Annotated in this window: 16 protein-coding genes and 1 pseudogene; 12 read left to right on the top strand and 5 right to left on the bottom strand. The window is 76.9% G+C overall.

Annotated elements, in window-relative coordinates:
• Window positions 1-132 precede the first annotated feature (132 nt).
• Window positions 133-1,005: a bifunctional 2-polyprenyl-6-hydroxyphenol methylase/3-demethylubiquinol 3-O-methyltransferase UbiG gene (locus Q0848_RS07370; protein WP_299036435.1), complete on the bottom strand. Its 873-nt coding sequence runs from the start codon at window positions 1,003-1,005 to the stop codon at window positions 133-135.
• A 207-nt stretch (window positions 1,006-1,212) separates the two neighbouring features.
• On the opposite strand from Q0848_RS07370, the gene Q0848_RS07365 reads away from it, so the two are divergent.
• Window positions 1,213-1,545, top strand: coding sequence for a YnfA family protein (locus Q0848_RS07365; RefSeq protein WP_299036434.1), 333 nt, complete (start codon window positions 1,213-1,215; stop codon window positions 1,543-1,545).
• A 181-nt stretch (window positions 1,546-1,726) separates the two neighbouring features.
• Window positions 1,727-2,071, top strand: a complete 345-nt coding sequence (locus Q0848_RS07360; RefSeq protein ID WP_299036433.1) for a DUF3140 domain-containing protein — start codon at window positions 1,727-1,729, stop codon at window positions 2,069-2,071.
• 50 nt (window positions 2,072-2,121) lie between these two features.
• Here the strand turns inward: Q0848_RS07360 and Q0848_RS07355 are convergent, their stop codons facing one another.
• Complete coding sequence (locus tag Q0848_RS07355) at window positions 2,122-3,018, bottom strand: AraC family transcriptional regulator (RefSeq protein ID WP_299036432.1); 897 nt, start codon at window positions 3,016-3,018, stop codon at window positions 2,122-2,124.
• 53 nt (window positions 3,019-3,071) lie between these two features.
• Between Q0848_RS07355 and Q0848_RS07350 the strand changes: the two genes are divergently transcribed.
• From Q0848_RS07350 to Q0848_RS07340, 3 genes and pseudogenes are all read left to right on the top strand, one after another.
• A complete protein-coding gene (locus Q0848_RS07350) occupies window positions 3,072-6,701 on the top strand; it encodes a bifunctional proline dehydrogenase/L-glutamate gamma-semialdehyde dehydrogenase (protein ID WP_299036431.1) in 3,630 nt (1,209 codons plus the stop codon).
• Window positions 6,702-7,114: 413 nt separating this feature from the next.
• Window positions 7,115-8,298: pseudogene (locus tag Q0848_RS19025) on the top strand (GGDEF domain-containing protein); the annotation flags it as partial.
• A 42-nt stretch (window positions 8,299-8,340) separates the two neighbouring features.
• Window positions 8,341-9,192 (top strand): EAL domain-containing protein, encoded by an 852-nt coding sequence (locus Q0848_RS07340; RefSeq protein WP_299036448.1) that lies wholly within the window; start codon window positions 8,341-8,343, stop codon window positions 9,190-9,192.
• Between the two features lie 64 nt (window positions 9,193-9,256).
• Here Q0848_RS07340 and Q0848_RS07335 read toward each other — a convergent pair whose 3' ends face one another.
• Entirely contained in the window at window positions 9,257-11,101 is a 1,845-nt protein-coding gene (locus tag Q0848_RS07335; RefSeq protein WP_299036430.1) for an alkaline phosphatase, read from the bottom strand.
• A gap of 376 nt (window positions 11,102-11,477) precedes the next feature.
• Between Q0848_RS07335 and Q0848_RS07330 the strand changes: the two genes are divergently transcribed.
• The 4 genes from Q0848_RS07330 (at window position 11,478) to Q0848_RS07315 (ending at window position 14,484) form a co-directional block, all read left to right on the top strand.
• Entirely contained in the window at window positions 11,478-12,476 is a 999-nt protein-coding gene (locus tag Q0848_RS07330; protein WP_299036429.1) for an SDR family oxidoreductase, read from the top strand.
• Between the two features lie 68 nt (window positions 12,477-12,544).
• Complete coding sequence (locus Q0848_RS07325; protein WP_299036428.1) at window positions 12,545-12,991, top strand: hypothetical protein; 447 nt, start codon at window positions 12,545-12,547, stop codon at window positions 12,989-12,991.
• Window positions 12,992-13,103: 112 nt separating this feature from the next.
• Window positions 13,104-14,075, top strand: coding sequence for a hypothetical protein (locus tag Q0848_RS07320; RefSeq protein ID WP_299036427.1), 972 nt, complete (start codon window positions 13,104-13,106; stop codon window positions 14,073-14,075).
• 205 nt (window positions 14,076-14,280) lie between these two features.
• Complete coding sequence (locus tag Q0848_RS07315; RefSeq protein ID WP_299036426.1) at window positions 14,281-14,484, top strand: PspC domain-containing protein; 204 nt, start codon at window positions 14,281-14,283, stop codon at window positions 14,482-14,484.
• Between the two features lie 61 nt (window positions 14,485-14,545).
• Here the strand turns inward: Q0848_RS07315 and cls are convergent, their stop codons facing one another.
• Window positions 14,546-16,099, bottom strand: a complete 1,554-nt coding sequence (gene cls, locus Q0848_RS07310) for a cardiolipin synthase (RefSeq protein ID WP_299036425.1) — start codon at window positions 16,097-16,099, stop codon at window positions 14,546-14,548.
• A 261-nt stretch (window positions 16,100-16,360) separates the two neighbouring features.
• Between cls and Q0848_RS07305 the strand changes: the two genes are divergently transcribed.
• Entirely contained in the window at window positions 16,361-16,699 is a 339-nt protein-coding gene (locus Q0848_RS07305) for an STAS domain-containing protein (protein ID WP_299036424.1), read from the top strand.
• 30 nt (window positions 16,700-16,729) lie between these two features.
• On the opposite strand, the gene Q0848_RS07300 is transcribed toward Q0848_RS07305, so the two are convergent.
• Entirely contained in the window at window positions 16,730-18,754 is a 2,025-nt protein-coding gene (locus Q0848_RS07300) for an EAL domain-containing protein (RefSeq protein ID WP_299036423.1), read from the bottom strand.
• A gap of 166 nt (window positions 18,755-18,920) precedes the next feature.
• On the opposite strand from Q0848_RS07300, the gene Q0848_RS07295 reads away from it, so the two are divergent.
• Together Q0848_RS07295 and Q0848_RS07290 are read left to right on the top strand one after the other, a co-directional pair.
• Entirely contained in the window at window positions 18,921-20,060 is a 1,140-nt protein-coding gene (locus Q0848_RS07295) for a YihY/virulence factor BrkB family protein (RefSeq protein WP_299036422.1), read from the top strand.
• Window positions 20,060-21,430, top strand: a complete 1,371-nt coding sequence (locus tag Q0848_RS07290; protein ID WP_299036421.1) for a DUF2254 domain-containing protein — start codon at window positions 20,060-20,062, stop codon at window positions 21,428-21,430. Before Q0848_RS07295 ends, Q0848_RS07290 begins: the two co-directional genes overlap by 1 nt.
• Window positions 21,431-21,434: the final 4 nt, after the last annotated feature.

The raw sequence follows: 21,434 nt of genomic DNA, 5'->3' as shown, positions 1-21,434 counted from the left end.
AGCCGCCGGCCTCCGGCGGGGTCGGCGACCCCCTCGACGGGGTCCGCGCCGTCGCGGTGGGGTTCGCGGGCGATGTCTCCCTCGCCGCGGGGCGGGCGCTGAGGACCTCCGGGCTGGACCTCGGCGCCCCGCTCAGGCGTCCTTGACGGCGGTGAGCGAGAAGGTCAGCGGCAGGCGCTCGCGGCCCTCGGGCAGGACCCACGCCGTCCCGTGCTCGGTGGCCTCCTCGACCATGGACGGCAGCGCCTTCCACGGCAGCGTCGTCTGCTCGCCGAGCGAGGTCAGGCGCAGGCCGGCGCCGAGCAGCGCGCCGACGACCTCCGACAGCGGGTGGTGCCACTCGTAGGTCTCGGCGCTCCGGATCCGCACCTCCTGGTTGACGTAGCTGACGTCGTCGTCCCAGCGCAGGGGAGGACCGGCGAAGTAGGAGCGCGCGAGGACGAGCCGGCCGTCGTCGCGCTCGTCGTCCAGCGAGGCGAGCACCGGGTGGCCGTCGCGGACGAAGAAGAGCCCGCCGGGGCGCAGCATCGTCGCGACGGTGCGGGCCCAGGCGTCGAGGTCGGGCAGCCAGCACAGCGCGCCGATGCCGGTGTGCACGACGTCGAACCGCTCGGCGACGACGTCCTGCGTCGCCGTGACCTCGGACTCGACGAAGGTCGCCCCCAGGCCGGCTCGCCGGGCGAGGTCGCGCGCCGCGTCGACGGCGGCGGGGGAGAGGTCGACGCCGGTGACGCGGGCGCCGAGCCGGGCGAAGGACAGCGTGTCCGTGCCGAGGTGGCACTGCAGGTGCAGCAGGTCCAGCCCCGCGAGCGAGCCGCCGGGCAGGTGCGGCGCCATGAGCGCCAGGTCCTCGCGGGCGACGTCGGACAGGCGCTCCGGGTCGGCCACGAAGGCGTCGGTGCCGTAGCCGACGAGGTGGATGGGCACCCGCTCGTCCCAGTTCCGCCGGTTGGCGAGGACCTCGTGGGGGAGGCCGGGTCGGTCGTCGGTCGAGCGCGCGTCCACGACGGGCACCGTAGGGACTGCTGCGCTCCCCGCCGAGCGCTGTGCGCGGCGCCGTCTGCGCCCCCTCAGGGCGAGTCGGTGCCCGTTCGCCCTTCGGTGGTCCCCCTGACGCGAAGCAGGCGTCTGCTTCCCGTGGGGGCGCGCGGCTGGAGCGTGAGTCGTCGCCGACCCGCCGTCGTGAGCGCGCCGGTCGGGGAGGCTGCCGCCATGACCGTCCTGCGCTCCGTCCCCCTGTTCGCGCTCGCGGCGCTCGCCGAGATCGGGGGCGCCTGGCTCGTCTGGCAGGCCGTGCGCGAGGGGCGGCCGTGGTGGTGGGCCGGTGTCGGCGTGATGGCGCTCGGCGCCTACGGCTTCGTCGCGACGCTGCAGCCGGACGCCGACTTCGGGCGGGTGCTCGCCGCGTACGGGGGCGTCTTCGTCGTCGGGTCGCTGCTGTGGGGAGTGGCGCTCGACGGCTTCCGGCCCACGGTCACGGACGTCGTCGGGGCGGCCCTCTGCGTCGTCGGCGTCGCGGTGATCATGTACGCGCCGCGCCCGTAGCCGCAGACGGGGAGGACGAAGTCTGTTGTCCAGGGCGTCGCCGCAGGTCACGGGCCCGGCCTCCTCCCGGGGCGGGGCTTCGTCCTCCCCGTGCGCAGGCGCCCGCGCGACGCCGGTCCGCGGGACCGGCTCGCGAGCGCCCGAGGTGCCGGTCCGGCCGGGCTGGCGCAGGGTGCTGGGCATGGCGACGCAGCGGGCCGAGGGCCTCGACGACGTGTGGGACGACTGGCAGGACGCGGTCACGATGACGCCGAAGCAGCTCGAGGAGTGGCTCGAGACCGACGAGTCGCAGTCCGTGGGCGACACCGGCGGGAAGGGCGAGTCCACGGGGCACGAGAGCGGGCGGCGCATCGTCGAGATCCTGCGCACGAAGAAGGACGACCTCACCGAGGACGACGTCGCGCACATGCGCAAGGTCGTCGGCTACGTGCACCGCCACCGGGCGCAGGAGCCGAAGAGCGACGTCGAGCACTCGAAGTGGCGCTACTCGCTCATGAACTGGGGGAACGACCCGCTGGGCGACTGACGCGCAGGCGGTGGGCGCCCGGTCCGGCGAGCGGCTGCGGCCGGCCCTGGTCAGCCGGCGCCCTCGCGGCCGCGGCGCCGGAACTGGCCCGGCGTCTCCCCGGCAAGGCGCGCGAACTGGCGGGTGAAGGACGGCTGGTCGTAGAAGCCGCAGGCGGCGGCGACGTCGGCCAGGGGCACGTCGGTGGTCGTGAGCAGGTCGGCGGCCCGGTCGATGCGGGCGCGCAGGACCAGCTGACGGGGGGACAGGCCGAACACCTTCTTCACCCGCCGCTCCAGCACGGGCACCGAGCAGCCCGCGGCGGCGGCCATCTCGGCCGTCCGGAGGGGGTCGGCGAGCCGCGCGTGCACGAGCTCGACGACGCGCGAGAGCCCCGTGAGGGTCGGGTCGGCGTCGTCCGCGGCCCGCAGGTCCTGGCTGATGCTCACGAGCCCGTGCACCACGCCGTCGCGGCCGCGGACGGGGAGCTTCGTCGTCAGGTACCAGCCGGGGGAGCCGCCCTCGCGGCGGATGAGCTCGAGCTCGTGGCGCAGCGGCTCGCCGGTGCGCAGCACGCCGGCGTCCTGGTCCTCGTAGCGCTCGGCCAGCTGCGGCACGAAGAGCTCGCGCGCCGTCCGGCCGACGACGTCGCGCCGCGAGCGCTCGCCCGTGCGGCGCACGAAGGCGTCGTTGACGGCGGTGTAGCGGCCGTCGGCGCCCTTGGCGCAGAACATGACGTCGGACGCCTCGCCCAGCAGGTCCAGCAGCGCGGGCGCGAGCGCCTCCGCCGGCCAGCCCCCGGGCAGACGCCCCTCGGCCGGACGCCCCTCGGCCGGACGCCCCTCGGCCGGACGCCCCTCGGGCAGACGCCCCTCGGCCGGACGCCCCTCGGTCGGCGACGTCTCGGGCGGCCCGTCCGGGCGGCCACCGCCGCCGCCGGGCCCGTCGTGGTCGGCAGGGCTCGTCATGGGAGTCGCGAACGTACAAGACGCCCTCCCGCCCCGGGCCGCACGCTGTCGCCATGACGATCGCCGACCCCGCGCCGCGCACGGCCGCCGCCGAGCCCGTCCGTCCGTCCGTCCGCCGGGACGTCGCGCAGCAGCGCGAGGCGTGGGACCGCTGGGTCGCCTCGGTGCCCACCGCCCCGCTGGACGACGTCGTCGAGCGCTGCGTGCCCGCCGCCCTCGAGCGCGCCCAGCGCTGGGTCGACGCGACCAAGGGCCCGCAGGCCGCCGACGAGAAGAAGGCCACCGAGCGCCTCGCCTCGCTCGTGCACGACCCGGGCGGCGTCGAGATGACGATGCACTTCGTCGACCGGGTCGCCCGGCCCGAGGACGACGCCGTCGCGGCGCGGGCGCTCGGCGAGATGGTCGGCGACGACCTGCCCGACTTCCTCTCCGTCCCCGACCGCGTGCTCATGGCCGCCGGGGCCCGCATCGCCCCCCTGCTGCCGCGCATCGCGATGCCGCTGGCCCGCGTGCGCCTGCGCCAGCTCGTCGGCCACCTCGTCGCCGACGCCGACGACCGCCCGCTGGGCCGCCACCTCGCGAAGGCCCGCCGCGACGGCGTCCAGCTCAACCTCAACCTGCTCGGCGAGGCCGTGCTCGGCTCCGAGGAGGCCGACACCCGCCTGGCCGCGGTGCGCCGCCTCGTCGAGCGCGAGGACGTCGACTACGTCTCGGTCAAGGCGTCCTCCGTCGCCGCCCAGCTCGTGCCGTGGGACCCCGAGGGCAGCCGCGACCGCCTCGTCGAGCGCCTGCTGCCGCTGTACCGCACGGCGGCCGAGCGCTCGCCGCACGTCTTCCTCAACCTGGACATGGAGGAGTACAAGGACCTCCACCTGACGATCGACGTCTTCGAGCAGCTCGTCTCGACCCCGGGGCTCGAGCGGCTCGAGGCCGGCATCGTCCTGCAGGCCTACCTGCCCGACGCCCTGCCCGCGCTGGAGCGCATCACCGACTTCGCCCGGGCCCGCGTCGAGGCCGGCGGCGCGCCCGTCAAGGTCCGCCTGGTCAAGGGCGCCAACCTCGCGATGGAGCACGTCGACGCCCAGGTGCACGACTGGCCGCAGGCGCCGTACACGACCAAGGAGGACGTGGACGCGAACTACGTGCGCCTCCTCGACGTCTCCCTGACGCCGGAGCGGACGCGCGCGGTGCGCATCGGCGTCGCCAGCCACAACCTGCCCGACGTCGCCCTGGCCGTGGAGGTCGCCCGTGCCCGCGGCGCCGAGGACGGCCTCGACGTCGAGATGCTGCAGGGGATGGCGCCCGCCCAGGCCCGCGCCGTGCGCGCCGACGCCGGCCGCCTCGTCCTCTACACGCCCGTCGTGCACGCCGAGGACTTCGACGTCGCCGTCTCCTACCTCGTGCGCCGCCTCGAGGAGAACGCCGCCCCGCAGAACTACCTCTACGCGCTCTTCGCGCCCGACTCCGCCGGCGGCGCCCCGCTGGCGGACCAGGAGCAGCGCTTCCGCGACTCGGTGCGCCGCCGCTTCGAGGTCGGGGCCGCGCCGCAGCGCACGCAGGACCGGCTGGCCGAGGAGGCCGCGGCGCAGGAGGGCGGCCCGGGGGAGCGCACCACCGGGCACGCCCCCGACCAGGCGCTCGCCTTCTCCGGCGAGCCGGACACCGACCCCTCCCTGCCCGCCAACCGCGTGTGGGCGCAGCAGGTGCTGGCCCGCGAGCCCGGCCCGGTGCGCTCTCCCGTCGTCACCGACGTGGCGGAGGTCGACGCCGCCGTCGAGCGCGCCCGCGCGGCCGGCGAGGCGTGGGCCGCCGCGCCGGTGGCCGAGCGCGCCGCCGTCCTGCGCCGCGCGGGCGACCTGCTCGCCGCCCGCCGCGGGGACCTCGTCGCCGTGATGGCGCACGAGGCCGGCAAGACCGTCGCCGAGGCCGACCCCGAGGTCTCCGAGGCCGTCGACTTCGCCCGCTACTACGCGCGCAGCGCGCTCGAGCTCGAGCAGGTGGAGGGCGCGACGTTCACCCCCGCGCGCGTCGTCGTCGTGACGCCGCCGTGGAACTTCCCCGTGGCCATCCCGATGGGCGGGGTGCTCGCCGGCCTGGCCGCGGGGGCCGGCGTCGTCATCAAGCCGGCGCCGCAGGTGGTGCGGTGCTCCGAGGTCGGGCTCGAGCCGATCCAGGAGGCGCTGGCCGAGGCGGGCGCCCCCGAGGGGCTGCTGCAGCTGCTGCGCACCGACGAGGCCGACGCCGGGCGCCGGCTCGTGACGCACCCCGTCGTCGACGCGGTCGTGCTCACGGGCGCCTCCGCGACGGCGCGGCTGTTCCGCTCCTGGCGGCCCGACCTGCGCCTGCTCGCCGAGACCAGCGGCAAGAACGCGCTCGTCGTGACGCCGTCGGCCGACATCGACCTGGCCGTCGCCGACGTCGTCCGCTCCGCCTTCGGGCACGCGGGCCAGAAGTGCTCGGCCGCGAGCCTGGTGCTCGCCGTCGGCAGCGTGGCTCGCTCGCAGCGCTTCCGCCGCCAGCTCGAGGACGCCGTCCGCTCGCTGCCCGTCGGCGTCGGCACCGACCTCTCGACGGTCATGGGCCCGGTCATCGAGCCCCCGACGGGTGACCTGCACCGCGCGCTGACGACGCTCGAGCCCGGTGAGCGCTGGCTCGTCGAGCCGCGCCAGCTCGACGACACCGGTCGCCTGTGGTCGCCCGGCGTCCGCGAGGGCGTGCGGCGCGGCTCCTGGTTCGCGACGACCGAGTGCTTCGGCCCGGTGCTGGGGATCATGGAGGTGCGCGACCTGGAGGAGGCCGCGCAGGTCGCCCTCGAGACCGGCTTCGGGCTCACCGGCGGCATCCACACCCTCGACGACGCCGAGGTGGACGCCTGGCTCGAGATCGCGCCCGTCGGCAACGCCTACGTCAACCGCCACATCACCGGCGCGATCGTCGAGCGCCAGTCCTTCGGCGGCTGGAACGGCTCGGCCGTCGGGGCCGGCGCCAAGGCCGGCGGACCGAACTACGTGGCCCAGCTGGGCACGTGGGCCGACGCCGACCTCCCGGGCAGCGCCGGCTCGACGTCCGGCGGGCCCGACGTCACCGCCGAGGTCGCGGCGGTCCTCGCGGCCACCGCGCCGGCGGTCGGCGCGGACGGCGCGGCGTGGCTGCGCGCGGCGGCCTCCTCCGACGAGCGGGCCTGGGCGCAGGAGATCGGCGTCGAGCGCGACGCCACCGGGCTCGAGGTGGAGGAGAACACCTTCCGCTACCGGCCGCTGCCCTCCCTGCAGGTCCGGTGCGGGCCGGGGACGACGCCGCGCGACGTCGCCCGCGTGCGCCTCGCCGCGGCCCGGACCGGCACGCCGCTGGTCCTCAGCGCGGCGCCGGGGGCCGAGGACCTGCGGGCCGTCGCGGCCGCCGGGGCGCACCCGGCGCCGCGGGTGCGCGTGGTCGTCGAGGACGCCGCCGCGCTCGGCTCGCGCCTGGGTGCCGGCGAGCGGCTGCGCGTGCTCGGCGACCTCGAGCCGGAGGTCGCCGCGGGCGCCGCGGAGGCCGGCACGAGCCTCGTGACCGGCCCGGCGCTGGCCGCCGGCCGCCGCGAGCTGCTCACGGCGGTCCGCGAGCAGGCCGTCAGCCGCACGCGCCACCGCTTCGGGCACGTGCAGCGGCCCTCGCAGGACCAGGACGCCGCCCAGGCCTGACGCCCCCGGGCGACTCCCGGCACCTCGGCGACCTCTCGCCGTCCCCCGGCGCTCGGGGCGGCAGGAAGACGCCGAGGACGCCGAGGTGCGTCGTCACGGGCGGTCCCGGCCGGGGCGCCGAGGTGCCGGGCGGGGCCGTCCGCGGGACGCGTGCGGCGGGCGCTCAAGTCCGACGCCCGCCGGGCCGATGAGCCAGCGTGGAGAGCCGCCGGTGTGCTGCAGCGCCCCGGTGGGCCGCGGCGGCCTGGACCCTCGTGGCCGCGGGCGCGGGCGCCGCGGGGCTCGCCCTCGCGGTCCCGGCCCTGCGGGAGCCGCTGACGCTGCTCACGGCCCCGGTCGCCGTCACCGCGGCGGTCGCGGGGCTGCGCCAGCACCGACCCCGTGCCGCGGGGACCTGGCGGCTCGTCCTGGTCATGCTGACCCTGCTCGCCGCGGCGCTCGCGCTGCCGTCCGCGACCGTGCTGGGCCCCGCGTCGCACACGGCGGCCGTGGCGGTGTTCTCGTGCGGCCAGGTGGTGGCCGCCGCCGCGGTGGTGGGGCTCGTCCAGCGCCGCTCCCGGCCGGCGCGCCCCCCGCGGTCCGAGCGCGCCGGCTCCTGGCTGCGCTCCGGCCGCGTCGAGGTGCTCATCATCGCCGTCGTCCTCGGCCTCACCGCGGCGCAGGTCGTCTCGCTGGCCGTCCCGGCGGTGGCGGGGGGCGAGGTGGCGGCCGTCGTGGTCCCCAGCGTCAACGTGACGATCCTCGGGGTCCTGCTGCGGTTCGCGGCCTCGCGCCGCGGCCTCACGCCGAGCGCGCACCTGTTCATGGCGGCGGGCCTGGCCATCTCCCTCTACGACACCTCGCGGATCGCCTCGGAGCACCGCGTCGCCCTCCCGGGAGAGCCGGCGCAGGCGCTGGGCGTTCTCTGCATGGCCCTGTTCAGCGCCGCGCTCCTGCACCCCTCGGTGCGGACGGCGCTGACGTCGGAGGCGCTCGCGGGGCGTCGCCGCTCCTCGGTCGCCCTGCTCGGCCTGCTGCCCCTCGCGGTCGTGCCCGTCGGGCTGTGGTGGGTGGGCACCACGGCGCCGGCCGGCGGCCTGCCCACCGGGGTCTTCGTCGTCGCGGGCGCCGTCATGTCCGGGCTGTGCCTGGTGCGCGGGTCCACCGCCCTGCGCGGCAGCGAGCACCTGGCCGAGCACGACGCCCTGACGGACCTGCTCAACCGGCGCGGCCTCGCCGGCGCGTTCGCGGCCGGCCGCGGCCCGCGCAGCCTGCTCCTCGTCGACGTCGACGAGTTCAAGCAGGTCAACGACGCCCACGGCCACGACGTCGGGACGCCCTCCTGCTCGTGGTGCGCGACCGCCTGCTCCTCGCGGCGGACGGCGCGGGCGTGGTCGCGCGCCTCGGCGGCGACGAGTTCGTCCTCCTCGTCGAGGAGCGGCGCACGGAGGACGTCGTGCGGCGGGTCCTCGAGGAGCTCCGCCGCCCCGTGGACCTGGACGGCCTCGCCGTGCGCAGCAGCGGCAGCGTCGGCGTGGCCCGGCCGGGGGACGGCGCGTCCCTGGCGCAGCTGCTCACGCGCGCGGACGTGGCGCTCTACGCGGCCAAGGCGGCGGGGCGCGACACGTCCGCGGACTTCCGGCCGGACCTGCAGGCGGCGGTGGCCGACCGCCTCGGCACGGGCGTCGACGTGCGCCGCCTCTTGGCGGGCGAGGGCGGCGTCGGCTCCCTGGAGGCGCACTACCAGCCGCTGGTCGAGCTGGCCTCGGGCCGCGTCGTCGGCGCCGAGGCGCTGGTGCGGTGGCGCCACCCCGAGCGCGGGCTGGTGCTCCCCGACGCCTTCCTCGGCGCCGTGTCGGCCGGCGGGCTGGACGCGCGCCTCGACGAGGCGGTGCTGCGCGAGGTGGCGGCCGACCTCGCGCGGTGGCGCGGGCAGGGCCTGGAGCCCGTGCCGGTGAGCGTCAACCTCAGCCGGGGCAGCCTGGTGGACCCCGACCTCGCCGACCGGGTCGTCGCCGTCCTCGAGCACCACGGGATCCCCTCGGGCCTCCTGCACGTGGAGGTCACCGAGCACCAGGAGCTCCCGGACGACGACGTCGTGGCGGGCAACCTCGAGGCGCTCGTCGCGGCGGGCGTCGACGTCCACCTCGACGACTACGGCACCGGCTACACCTCGATGGACTACCTCCAGCGCTTCCCCGTGGCGGTGCTCAAGCTGGACCGGGCGGTGACGACGACCGTGGACGGCGGCCGGCGGCCCGTGGTCGCCGGCATCACCGCCATGGCGAGCACGCTCGGCCTCGACGTCCTCGCGGAGGGGGTGGAGACCGTCGCGCAGCGGGACGCGCTCCTCGCCCTGGGCATCCGGTACGGGCAGGGCTGGCTGTTCGGGCGGCCCGAGCCCGCGGCGGACCACGTCCGACGGGTGCTGGGGGGCGGGGCGCGCGCGACCGGCGCGCTCGAGGTCCCCGCCCCCCGCGAGACCCCGACCGCCTCGCCCCAGAGGGCGTGAGCCGGTCCTCGCGAGGGGCGGCGCCGACGCGGTCGGACGACGCGGGCGCCCCCCCGCCCGCGCCTCAGCGGCGGGACGCCGACCGGGGCCCGTCGCTGCGCGGGCCGAGCTCGGCGACGGGCCCGCTGACGCGCCGGGAGCCGCGCAGGGTGACGTAGGACGTCTCGTGCGCCGTGGTGGCCTCCGGGTCCAGGCGCGGGTCGACGTCGAAGCCCTTGTCCCCGCCGGAGCGGATGAAGTGGAAGTCCGCCTGGACGCGCTCGGGCGTCACGTCCAGGACGACGAACCCGTGGCCGATGCCGTCGAGGTAGCGGATCCAGGGGTTGCGGCCCTGGAACGCCGCCGTGGAGCGCTGCGCGGCGGCGGCGCTGCCGAGGATCTCCCGGAAGCCGTTGCTGGTCACCGACGGGCAGACGAACTCGACGCCCGCGGACGAGCCGCCCGCCGCGTCGTCCCCGGTCCGGTAGGCGCCGGGGTCGACCGGCAGGTCGATCGCCCACGAGGAGTGGATGTCGCCCGTGAGCACCACGGCGTCGGCGGTCGGCGCGTCGTCCATCGCCGCCAGCACGGCGGCCTGGTCGGCCTGGTAGCCGTCCCACTGGTCGGTGTTGAAGACGGCGCCCGCGGGCCCGCCGGTGGACAGGACGCGGGCGAAGACGGTCTGGTTGCCGACGAGGTGCCAGGCCTTCGCGCTCCCGCGGATCCCGCTCGTCAGCCACGCGAGCTGCTCGGGCTCCGGCAGCTGGCGGTCGGGGTCGGCGAGCGCGGGGTTGACGGCGCCGGCGACCACGGCCGGCACCTGCTGGCTGCGGTGCTGCCGGGTCTCGACCACCGACAGGTCGGCCAGGTCGCCGAAGGAGAAGCGGCGGAAGAACTGGATCCCCTGGTGCGGCTGGGGGTCCCAGTGCTCGGGCTCGCGGATCGGCATCCACTCGAGGTAGGCCTGGAAGGCGCGGGCGCGACGCTCGAGGAAGTCGCCCTCGGGGCGGACGCCGTCCGGCTGGCCCGGGCCGGTGTAGGGCGTGCCCGGGTCGTCCTGCTCCTCGTGGTTCTCGGCGCCGGTGTCGTAGGCGTCGTTCGTGATCTCGTGGTCGTCGAAGATCACCACCCACGGGTGCCGGGCGTGCGCGGCCTGCGCGTCCGGGTCCGCCTTGTAGAGCGCGTGGCGCACCCGGTAGTCCTCGAGCGAGACCATCTCGACGGCCGGCTCGTGGTCGCGGACGCCGATCAGCGCGTCCGGCCCGTAGCGGTCCCCGGAGCCGGGGACGCCGGGCCGGCGGGGCTCGTTGCCGTACTCGTAGACGTAGTCGCCGAGGTGCAGGACGAGGTCGAGGTCGTCGCGCCGGGCGATGCCGCGGTAGGCGGTGAAGTAGCCGCCCGTGTAGTTGCTGCACGAGGCGAAGGCCAGGCGCAGCGCGTGGGTCGTGCCCGGCTCGTCCGGCGACGTCTGCGTGCGCCCGACGGGCGAGACGTCGCGGCGGACCCGGAAGCGGTACCAGTAGCGCGTGTAGGGCGTGAGCCCCCCGACGACGACCTTGACGGTGTGGTCGCGCTCGGCGCTCGTCCTCGTCCGGCCGCGCTGGACGACCTCGGTGAACTCCTCGTCGGCCGCGACCTCCCAGTGGACGTCGCGCGCGGGGCCGCGCCCGCTGCCGGGGACGGCGTGGGGCACCGGCGTGATGCGCGTCCAGAGGAGCACCTCGGTGGCGGTGGGATCGCCGCTCGCGACGCCGAAGGCGAAGACGCCGCCGCGGGAGACGAGGTCGCCCACGGCGGCGCGGGCGTCGGCGGGGCTCAGGCCGGCGAGACCGGCGGCCGCGGCGCCCCCGAGCAGGACGCTGCGGCGGGAGAGCCCGGGGAGGAGGTCGCCCGCGTCGGCGCGGGGAGGGGAGGAGGTCTGCGTGGTCACGTCGGGTGACGGTGGACCTGCCGGGCGTCGCCGGCCGGGCGCTGGGGTGAACGCCGCACGACGGGCGGTCGTCGGCCCAGGACGTGCGGGGGACGACACCCGCGGGAGGCCGTGACGGGCGGCTCCTCGACGGCCTCCTCCTCGTCCCCGCGCCGCTGGTCCACGTCCTCCCGCCCCTCGCCCTCCCCCGCTGCTCCTCACGGGGCCGGCGGGGGCGGTGACGGGCGTGGACGGCGTCCCGCTCGTCGGCGGGGCCCGCCGGTCGGCGCCCTCCTCGGGCCGGTGATGGCCGTCGCGGTCGCTCGGACGCGCGGGTGGACGACCGCGCGGACGACCGACCGGTCCAGGCGAGCGGCCACGGGCCTACCGTGACGCCATGAGCGCCCTGAAGGTCCTGTTCATCGGCGGCAGCGGCGTCATCAGCTCCGCCTGCTCCGCGCTCGCCGTCGAGCGCGGCCTGGACCTCACGGTCCTCAACCGCGGCACGACGTCGAGCCGGCCGCTGCCCGAGGGGGTGCGGGTGCTGCAGGCCGACGTCCGCGACGCCGCCTCGGTGCGCGAGGCGCTGGGCGACGAGGAGTTCGACGTCGTCGTCGACTGGGTCGCCTTCACGCCCGAGCACGTGCGCACCGACCTCGAGCTGTTCACCGGGCGCACCGGCCAGTACGTGTTCATCAGCTCGGCGTCGGCCTACCAGACGCCCCCGCTGCGGGTGCCCGTCGTCGAGTCGACGCCGCTGCGGAACCCGTTCTGGCAGTACAGCCGCGACAAGATCGCGTGCGAGGAGCTGCTCACGCAGCGCTACCGCGAGGACGGCTTCCCCGTGACGGTGGTGCGCCCGTCGCACACCTACGACAAGACCCTCCTGCCCTTCGACGGCGGGTGGACGGTCGTGGACCGCATGCGCCGCGGGGAGGAGGTGGTCGTCCACGGCGACGGCACCTCGCTGTGGACGCTGACCCACCACCGCGACTTCGCGCAGGGGTTCACCGGCCTGCTCGGCAACCAGCGGGCGCTGGGGGAGGCGGTGCACATCACCTCCGACGAGGCGCTCACCTGGGACCAGATCTTCCGCACCGTCGCCGCGGCCGCCGGCGTCGAGCCGCGGATCGTGCACGTGCCGTCGGACGCCATCGCCGCCGCGGACGCCGGGTGGGGCGCCGGCCTGCTGGGCGACAAGGCGCACTCGATGGTGTTCGACAACAGCGTCCTCAAGGGGCTCGTGCCCGGGTTCGCCGCGACCACGCCCTTCTCGCGCGGCGCCCGCGAGGTCGTCGAGTGGTACGACGCGGACCCCTCGCGCCAGGTCGTCGACGAGCACATGGACGCCGTGATGAGCCGGCTGGTGGAGGCGCACCGACCGCGCGCGCTCTGACGGGGCTCCCGCCGCCGCCCGTCCACATCCCTCGAACACGTGTTCGAGAGTCGTGGCACCATGGGGGCGTGGCAGGGGGGATGACGGCGGGGCGCGGCCCGCGGCGCGGGGAGCCGGTCGCGCGCACGGCGGCCGGCAGCGCGCTCCTCGGGCGGTCGGGGCCCGCGGCGGACCGGGTGCCCTCCGGCCCCTCCGCGCCGCCGCCGGTGGAGGAGGACGCGGTCTCCCGGGGCGGCGGCCGACCTGCTGACCGCGAGGGGCACGACCCCGCCGATCTGGGCGACCCGGCGGAGCTGCGACGGGCCCACCGCCACTGCTGGGTGCTCCTCGACGAGGCGGACGAGGCGGGGGGCGGGGCCGAGGAGGACGACGGCGAGCCGTTCGCGGGCGTCGTCGCGGAGTGGCGCCTGACGCCGACGGGGTGGCTCGCGCGCGTCGTCTACGCGCTCGGGGACGGCGAGATGGCCACCGTCGTCGAGTCCTGGCTCGCGGCCGAGCAGCTGCGCCCGGCCTGATCCCGTGGCTGCCCGACCGCCCGACCGCCAGACCGGCTGGTCCGGGGCCGGTCCCGCGACGACCGGCGCCCGCCCGTGCGACGGTGGGGGTCCAGCCCGACGAGGAGACGCCATGACCGACGCCCGTGCTCGTCCGTCCGCCTGCAGCGCCGCGGCCCTGCGGCGTCCAGCCCGCGCCCTGCGCGGCGGGACCGCCCTGCTCGCCGCGAGCGCCCTGGCGCTGACCGGCTGCAGCGGGTCCGGTGACGACGCGGACCCCGCGACGGCGCCCGCCCCGGCCTCGTCCTCGTCGCCCGGCGGGACGCCGTCGCCCACCGCGTCCTCGTCGCCGACCGCCTCGTCGGGGGCGGCGCCGGCGCCGGGCAGCAGCGAGGCCGCCGCCGCCGTGGCCGAGGCGCTGACGGCCGGTCGCGAGGCCGGCAGCGGCACCTTCGACTTCTCCTCGGAGACGAGCGCGGCCGGTCAGGTCGTGACGGCCACGGGCCGGGGCTCCTTCGACAGCGCCACGGGCGCCTCGCAGGTGCAGCTCACCTCCGAGCTGCCCGGTCAGGGGGAGATCGCCGTGGAGCTGCGGCAGGTCGACGGGACGGCCTACGTCTCCGGCCTGCCCCAGCAGCCCGCCGGCCAGTGGGTGGAGGTCCCGCTCGAGCAGATGGGCGCCGCCAGCGGTCCCCTCGGGGGAGCGGACCCCTCGCAGCAGCTGGCCCTGCTCGAGCAGGTCGGCGACGACGTCCAGGAGGTCGGCCAGGAGCAGGTCGCCGGGGTGGAGACGACGCACTACGCCGGCGTCGTCGACCTCGAGGCGGCGGCCGAGCGGGCGCAGCAGGAGGGGGCTGACGCCGAGGAGCTGCGCCGGCAGTACGCGCAGCTGGGGCTGTCCACCGTCCCGTTCGACCTCTTCGTCGGGCCCGACGGGCTGCCCGTGCGCATGGCCACCGCGGTGGAGACGAGCAGCCAGGGCCAGCAGGTGTCCTCGACGTCGACGGTCGACTTCGCCGACTGGGGAGCGGACGTGCAGGTGGAGGCGCCGGAGGGCGCGGTGCCCCTCTCCGAGGTGACCGGCGCGCCCACCCCCGCCGGCTGAGGCTCGTCCGGCCGAGCCCCGCAGGTCCGCGGGGCTCGGCCGGTGCGCTCGGGGGAGTCGTCGACCACGTCGACTCCGAGGGAGGGGGGCGAGCGGCGGACGCCCGGGGTCGAGGCGCCGCTCGGCGCGCGGGGGCGTCCCCCGGCTGGGAGGCTGCCGACCCGGCCGCCGGCCGGTCGTCCGTCCCCGGTCCCAGGAGGCCGCCGTGCTCGTCCGTCCCCGCTCCGGCCGCGTCGTCGCCGGCGTCTGCGCCGCTCTCGCGAACCGCTTCGGCGTCAGCGTCTCGCTCGTGCGCCTGCTCTTCGTCCTCTCGATCCTGCTGCCCGGCACGCAGGTCGTCGTCTACGCGGTGCTGTGGGTCCTCGTGCCCGCGGAGGGCTCCGACCGGGCTCGCCGGCGCGGCTTCTAGCCCTCCGGCTCCCCGCCGCCCGCCGCCTCGCTGCCGCCCGCCGCCTCGCCGACGTCCGCCGTCACTGGACGGCGGACGTCAGCCGGGCCAGGTCGTCGGCGAGGCGCCGCCAGAAGCCGCGGCCGGACCACGCCTCGAGCGTGAGCTCGGTGCTGCGCGCGCGGTAGCCGTCCTCGACCGCGCGCAGCTCGGTGGTGAAGTCGCGGCCGAGCACGAGCAGCGTCAGCTCGAGGTCGAGCTCGAAGGAGCGGATGTCGAGGTTGCTCGAGCCCACGACGGACACCTCGTCGTCCACGGTCAGGTGCTTGGCGTGGAGGATGTACGGCGCCGGGTACAGCCAGATCCGCACGCCCGCCCGCAGCAGGGCCTCGTAGTAGGACCGCTGGGCGTGGAAGACCAGGAGCTGGTCCCCGATCTCCCCGACGAAGAGCTCGACCTCGACGCCGCGCTCGGCAGCTGTCGTCACCGCCGTCAGCAGCGACTCGTCCGGGACGAAGTACGGGCTGGTGATCGAGACGCGGCGCTGCGCCCCGTAGAGCAGCGAGTTGAACAGCTTGAGGTTGTTCTGGCCCTCGAAGCCCGGCCCGCTGGGCACCACCTGGCAGTGCAGCGCGCGGTCCGGGGCGGGCTCGGTGAGCTGGTCGGGGATCTCGGCGACGACCTCGTCGGTCTCGCTGTACCAGTCGGTGACGAACAGGGCGTCGACCTCCTGCACGACGGGCCCCTGCAGGCGGACGATGATGTCCTGCCAGAGCAGGCCCCGCTTCAGCGTGGCCCTCTTGTCGTACGTGCGGTCGATGAGGTTGAGCGAGCCCACGAACGCCGTCTCGCCGTCGACGACGACGAGCTTGCGGTGGTTGCGCAGGTCGGGGCGCTGGTACCGGCCCCGGAGGGGCTGCACGGGGAGCATGAGCCGCCACTGCACGCCGAGGCGGTCGAGCTCTCGGACGGCGCGCCGGTACCCCGGGTAGCGCCACGAGCCGATGTGGTCCAGCAGCACCCGCACCGTGACGCCCCGGGCGGCGGCGTCCTCCATCGCGGCGAAGACCGGGGCCGTCGCGTCGTCGAAGGACAGGATGTAGAACTCGACGTGGACGTACCGCTGCGCCTCGGCGATGCCCTCGGCGAGCTCGCGGAGCTGGTCCTCGTAGCGCGGGACGATGTGCGCGTCGTTGCCGGCCAGCAGCGGCATCGCGCCGAGGGCGTGGTTGAGGCGCGCGACGCCCTCGACCCACGGCGGCCACGGGTGGTCCGCGAGGACGTCCTCGGCCCCGCGCGACTCCTGCTCGATGAGGCGGCTCATGCTCGCCTGCTTCTCCCGCCGCACCCTCGGCAGCTTCGGGCTGCCGATGAGCAGGAAGGCGAGGACCCCGAGCGAGGGGACGAAGAAGATCAGGAGCAGCCACGCCATCGCCGACGAGGGCCTGCGGTCCTGGGGGACGACGGCGAGCGCGACCAGCCGGAGGACGACGTCGACCACGGCCACGACCGCGGCGACGAGCAGGGAGAGGTCGGAGAGGTCCTGCACCGGGAGGAGCTGCGGCACGACGGTCGGCGACGACGTCGGCGGCGGGGTGGGCAGCGGGTCGGGCAGGAGCAGGACGGGCGGCGGCATGGGGGCTCCGGGGCCGGCGGCGGACGGGGGACGGGGGCGCCGCGTCCGTCCACCCTACGGACCGGGTGGGCGGCCCATCCGTCCACCGGGCGTACGCTTCAGGGGTCGACCCCGGTCGAGCCGTCCCCCCCGTCGGCTCCCGGGGTCGATGCTCGTCCCGGGCCCGGTGGAGGCGCCGGAACCCCTGGTGCTGCGGCGGGCCCGGACCGCCGGCCCGTGGTCGTGGTGCGCGCTGACCGCTTCGCGGGCCACCATGGGACCGTGAGCCGACCCGACGAGACCGCCCCCGCGTCCTCCGCCGACCACGGCGCGGTGGCCCTCGACGGGGACGACCCGACGCTGCTGCGCCTGGAGGGGGAGGTCGACCTGCACGCCGTGGAGAGCGCGGGACCGGCTCTCACCGCGCAGCTGCGGGACATCGAGGTCGTCGACGCCTCGGGAGTGACCTTCATCGACTCCATGGGGCTGCACTGCCTCATCACCGCCGCGGTCGCCGCGCGGGAGCGCGGCGCGCGCGTGCGGCTGCTGCGCCCCTCGCGCCCGGTGCTGCAGATGCTGGAGATCACCGCGATGGTCGACTTCTTCGACGTGGAGGACTGAGCCCCTCCGGGGTCTCCCGCCGCTCGGCCCTCAGGCGCCGGGGTGGCGGCGGGGCGCGGGCAGCGACGGACGTCGCGCCGGGGCCAGCAGGTCGGCGCCCTGGCCGCCGAGGACGAGACCGGCCACCGCGGAGGAGCCTGCACGGGCCCCGACGTGCTCGCCCTCGACCGCGTCGCACCCGAGGGCGACGGCGGCGCGGTGGACGCCCGCGTCGTCCACCCCCGCGGCGACGACGCGCAGCCCCAGGCCGTGCCCGAGCCCGACCACGGCCCGCACGAGCCGGGCGTCCGCCTCGTGCCCGGCGCGCAGGGAGGCCACCAGCCGCGCGTCGACGACGACCTCGTCCACGGGCAGGGCCCCCAGCCCGGCGACGGAGGAGCGGTTGGCGCCCAGTCCCGTCACGGAGGCCGGGGCCCCGAGGACGGCGAGGCGGGCCAGGGCGACGGCGGCGGCGGAGGGGTCGGCGGCCACGTCGTCGTCCTCCACGAGCAGGCGTAGGTCGGCGGGCTGCGCACCGGTCTCGGCGAGGGAGCCGGTGACGAGGTCCACGAGCCCGGGCCGGCCCAGCGCCTCGCCGGGCACGCGGACGGCGGCCTGGACGGGCACGCCGGCGGCGCGCCACGCGACCACCGCGCGCAGCGACTGGCGCAGGAGCAGCTGGAAGAGGTCGGGCGCCATCGTCGTCCCCGCGGCGAGCTCCTGCGGGGGGCGGCCGGCGCCGGAGGCGCCGGCCCACTCCAGCTCGGCCGTGGCGGTCGTCCAGCGGCCGCCGCGCACGTCGAAGCGGGGGCGCCAGCACAGCCGGAAGGGGAAGCCCGCGTCGTCGGCCAGGGCGCGCTGCAGGTCCGCGCGCAGCTGCGCGAGGTCGGCGAGACGAGCGCCCTCGCGCTCCCCGGGGTCGACGACCGCGACGCCCGTGCCGGTCCCGCGGGCCACCTCGAGGGCGGCGTCCACCTCGGCGAGGAGGCGGTCGGCGCAGCGGGCGGCCCCCGCCAGGGCGCCCCGGCGGTCGGCCGCGGCGTCGTCCGCCATGAGGCCGTCCGCCGCGGCGGCCGTCGTCGCGCCGGCGCCGGCGCCGATGCTGGTCTCGAGGTCCACGAGCGCGCCCCCCACGACGACGCCGGAGGACAGGGCGGCGCGGACGCGCTCGCCCACCCGGCGGGCGCTCTCGGCCGTCCCGCCGGTGACGAGGACGGCGAGCTCCCCCTCGGGCAGCCGGACGACGACGTCGCCGTCGCGGACGGCGCCGGCGGTGCGCGTGGTCACGGCGCGCAGCAGCTCGTCGGCGCAGGTGCCCGCGCCGTCGCGGCCCTCGGAGGGCACGAGGCCGACGAGCAGCAGGGCCAGCCCCTGCCCGGGGTGGGCCAGCAGGTGCGCCACCAGCAGGTCGCGCAGGCTGTCGCGGTCGGGCGCGGTCACGAGCTCCGGGCCGCGCGGGCCGGGGGCGCCGCCCGTCGCGGTCCCCGTCCGCCGGGCGGCGGCGGCGCGAGCCACCAGCACCGCGGCGGCGAGCGCCCCGACGGCGCCCGCGACCGGCGCGAGCCCGCCCGGCGCGCCGGGGAGGCCGAGCGCCGCCAGGACCTGGGGGCCGAGCGCGGCGGTGGCGGCAGCGGTCAGCAGCGGGCCGGGAGCCCGGTGGGCGACGACGAGGACGGCCACCAGCCCCGCGAGCACGACGCCGAGCGCGGCGGGCGCGGCGCCGTCCGCGAGCGCGCCGAGCGCGAGCGCGGCCAGGACGAGGCCCGCGGCCCCGGCCGAGGCCGCGGGGCCGCGCCCGACCCGGGCTCCCGGGAGGAGCAGGGGGGCGGCTCCGACGGCGAGCAGGACCAGCACCACCGCGGCGGCGCCCCCGGCGCCGCGGGGGGCGCCCGAGGTGCCCGGGAGGGCCACGGCGGCCGCCAGCAGCGCCGCCGCGAGCGCCAGCGCGCTCGTGAGCACCGCCTGCCGGCGGCGCCAGGTGCGCCAGGGGGCGCGGGCGGAGGACAGGAGCCGGTCCGCGACCCGGCCGGCGGCGGTCGCGACCGGCTGCGGGGCGGGGAAGTCAGGGGCGCTCACGGGGTCATGCCTCGGCACGTCGCACCCGCGACTTGAGCCCCGTCGCGCAGGTCCGCCGCCGTGGTCGCCCGTCTCCCCTCGCGCGGACGGTCGGCTGCCGCCACGCTGGGCCACTGGACACGGCCCCGGGCCGACGCGGCACGCACACATCGGGAGACACCTGCACATGTCGAAGACCAAGGCGAGGGCGCAGGACTCGCCCCACCCGGACGACTCGCGGAAGCCGGACAGCCCGGACGAGATCGAGAAGCCCACCGCGAAGTACATGGTCAAGCGGGCCGTCAAGGAGTTCTCCAAGGACCAGGTCACGGACATCGCGGCCGGGCTGGTCTACTTCTCGGTCCTCGCGCTCTTCCCGGGGCTCATCGCCATCGTCTCCCTGCTCGGCCTCTTCGGCCAGAGCCAGGCGGTCTCCGACGGCATCACGGAGATCGTCAGCACCCTGGCTCCCGACCCGGGCATGGCGGAGAGCATCAACGGCTTCGTCACGAGCTTCCTGAGCAACCAGAGCACCGGTGGCGCCAGCCTCGGCGTGGTCGTCGGCCTGCTGGGCGCGCTGTACTCGGCGTCGAAGTACGTGGGCGCCTTCTCGCGCGCCATGAACCGGATCTACGAGGTCGACGAGGGCCGACCGGTCTGGAAGCTCAAGCCGATCCAGTTCCTGCTGACCCTCGGCGCCGTCGTGCTCATCGCGATCTCCCTGCTCATCCTGGTCATCAGCGGCCCGGTCGCCCAGGCCGTCGGCGATGTCGTGGGCCTCGGCTCCACGGCCGTGACGGTGTGGCAGATCGCGAAGTGGCCGGTGCTGCTGCTCATCGTCGTGCTGCTCGTGGCGGTCCTCTACTGGGCCACCCCCAACATCCAGCAGCCGAAGTTCCGCTGGATGAGCATGGGCGCCCTCGTGGCGATCGTCGTGTGGCTGCTCGCGTCGGTGGCCTTCGCGCTCTACGTCGTGAACTTCGGCAGCTACAACGCCACCTACGGCGCCCTCGGCGGCGCGGTGATCTTCCTGCTCTGGCTGTGGATCACCAACATCGCGCTGCTGCTCGGGGCCGAGATCGACGCCGAGATCGAGCGCGGCCGCGAGCTCCAGGCGGGCATGCCCGCCGAGGAGCACGTCCAGCTGCCGCCGCGGGACACCACCGCGAGCGACAAGAAGGACAAGAAGATGCAGGAGACGATCGACGAGGGCCGTCGCCTGCGCGAGGAGAACAGCGAGGGGTCCGGCGAGGGGCAGTCCGGGCAGCAGGGGCGCGGGTCCAGCGACTCCGCCTCCGGCTCGGGCTCCCACCGCTCCTCGCGCTGATGAGGGGGCGGCCGCGGGCTGCGGGCGGGGCGTCCTCGATCTCCGAGGCCGCGCGCGCGGACCTGTGGCCGCTCCCCGTCGCGTTCGTCGTCGTCGCGACGACCGCCGGGGTCCTGCTCCCGCTGCTCGACCAGGCCGTCGACGAGGACCTGCCCCTCTTCGTGCGGACCGTCGTCTTCGGGGGCGGGCCCTCGGCGGCCCGCGACATCCTCCTGACCGTCGCCGGCGCCTTCATGACGGTCAGCTCGCTGACCTTCTCGCTCACCGTCGTCACCCTGCAGCTCGCGAGCAGCCAGTACTCGCCGCGGCTGCTGCGCAGCTTCGCGAGCGACCGTGCCGTGCAGGTGACCCTGGGCGTGTTCCTGGGCTCCTTCGCCTACGCGCTGGTGGTCCTGCGGACCGTGCGCGAGGAGACCAGCGCGACCCCCGAGTTCGTCCCGCGGCTCTCGGTGACCCTCTCGGTCGTCCTGGCGCTGGTGGGCGTCATCACGCTCGTGCTCTTCCTGGCCCACCTGTCGCGCAAGATCCGCATCGAGCCGATCCTCGTCGACGTCCACGCGGAGGCCAGCCGCGTGCTGGCGCGCACCCAGCCCGCGGAGCCGGTGCCCGCGCACCTGCAGGGGCGCACCGACGGCGTCCCCGTCACCTCCACGCGCACGGGCTTCGTGACCCACGTCGACTCCGCGGCGCTGGTGGAGCTCGCCCGCGAGCGCGACGCCGTGGTCGACCTCCTCGCCTCCGCCGGCGCCGTGGCGGTGCCCGGCGTCGTGCTGGCGCGGCTGGTGCCGCGGGAGCCGCCCCCGGCGGGCGCCCGCGCCGGGGAGGCGCCGAGCGGCACCGGCGCGCACGACGCCTCGCTGGAGCGGGACGTGCGGCGGGCGGTCGCCGTGGGCGAGGAGCGGTCGGCGACCCAGGACCCCACGTTCGGCCTGCGGCAGCTCGCCGACGTGGCGATGCGCGCGGTGTCCTCCTCGCTGAACGACCCGACGACCGCCGTCCACGCCATCACCCACCTGCGCGCGGCCACCGCCGAGGCGCTCGAGCTCGGGGTCGGGGACGCGCTGCTGCGCGACGACGACGGGCAGGTCCGGGTGGTGCTGCGCCGCGACGGCGTGCCGGAGGTCCTCGACCTCGTCGTCGGCCAGCCCCTGCTCTACGGCTCCGGCGACCCTATGGTCGTCGTCGCGCTGCTCGACCTGCTGGCCCGCGCCGCGGAGGCTGTGCGGCCGGACGCCGAGCACCTGGGCCTCGTGCTCGCCGCGCGCTCCCGCGTCCTGGCGGCGGCCCAGCCGCTGCGCGAGGACCCGCGCTGGGCGGCGCTCGTCGACGCCGCGTCCGCGCGCGTGGGCACCGCCGCCAGCGGCGCCTGAGCCC

It is taken from the genome of uncultured Pseudokineococcus sp. (genome assembly GCF_947495735.1).
GTDB lineage: Bacteria > Actinomycetota > Actinomycetes > Actinomycetales > Quadrisphaeraceae > Pseudokineococcus.
Note: the sequence above shows the minus strand (reverse complement) of the source record. Positions and strands in the feature narration are given on the sequence as shown.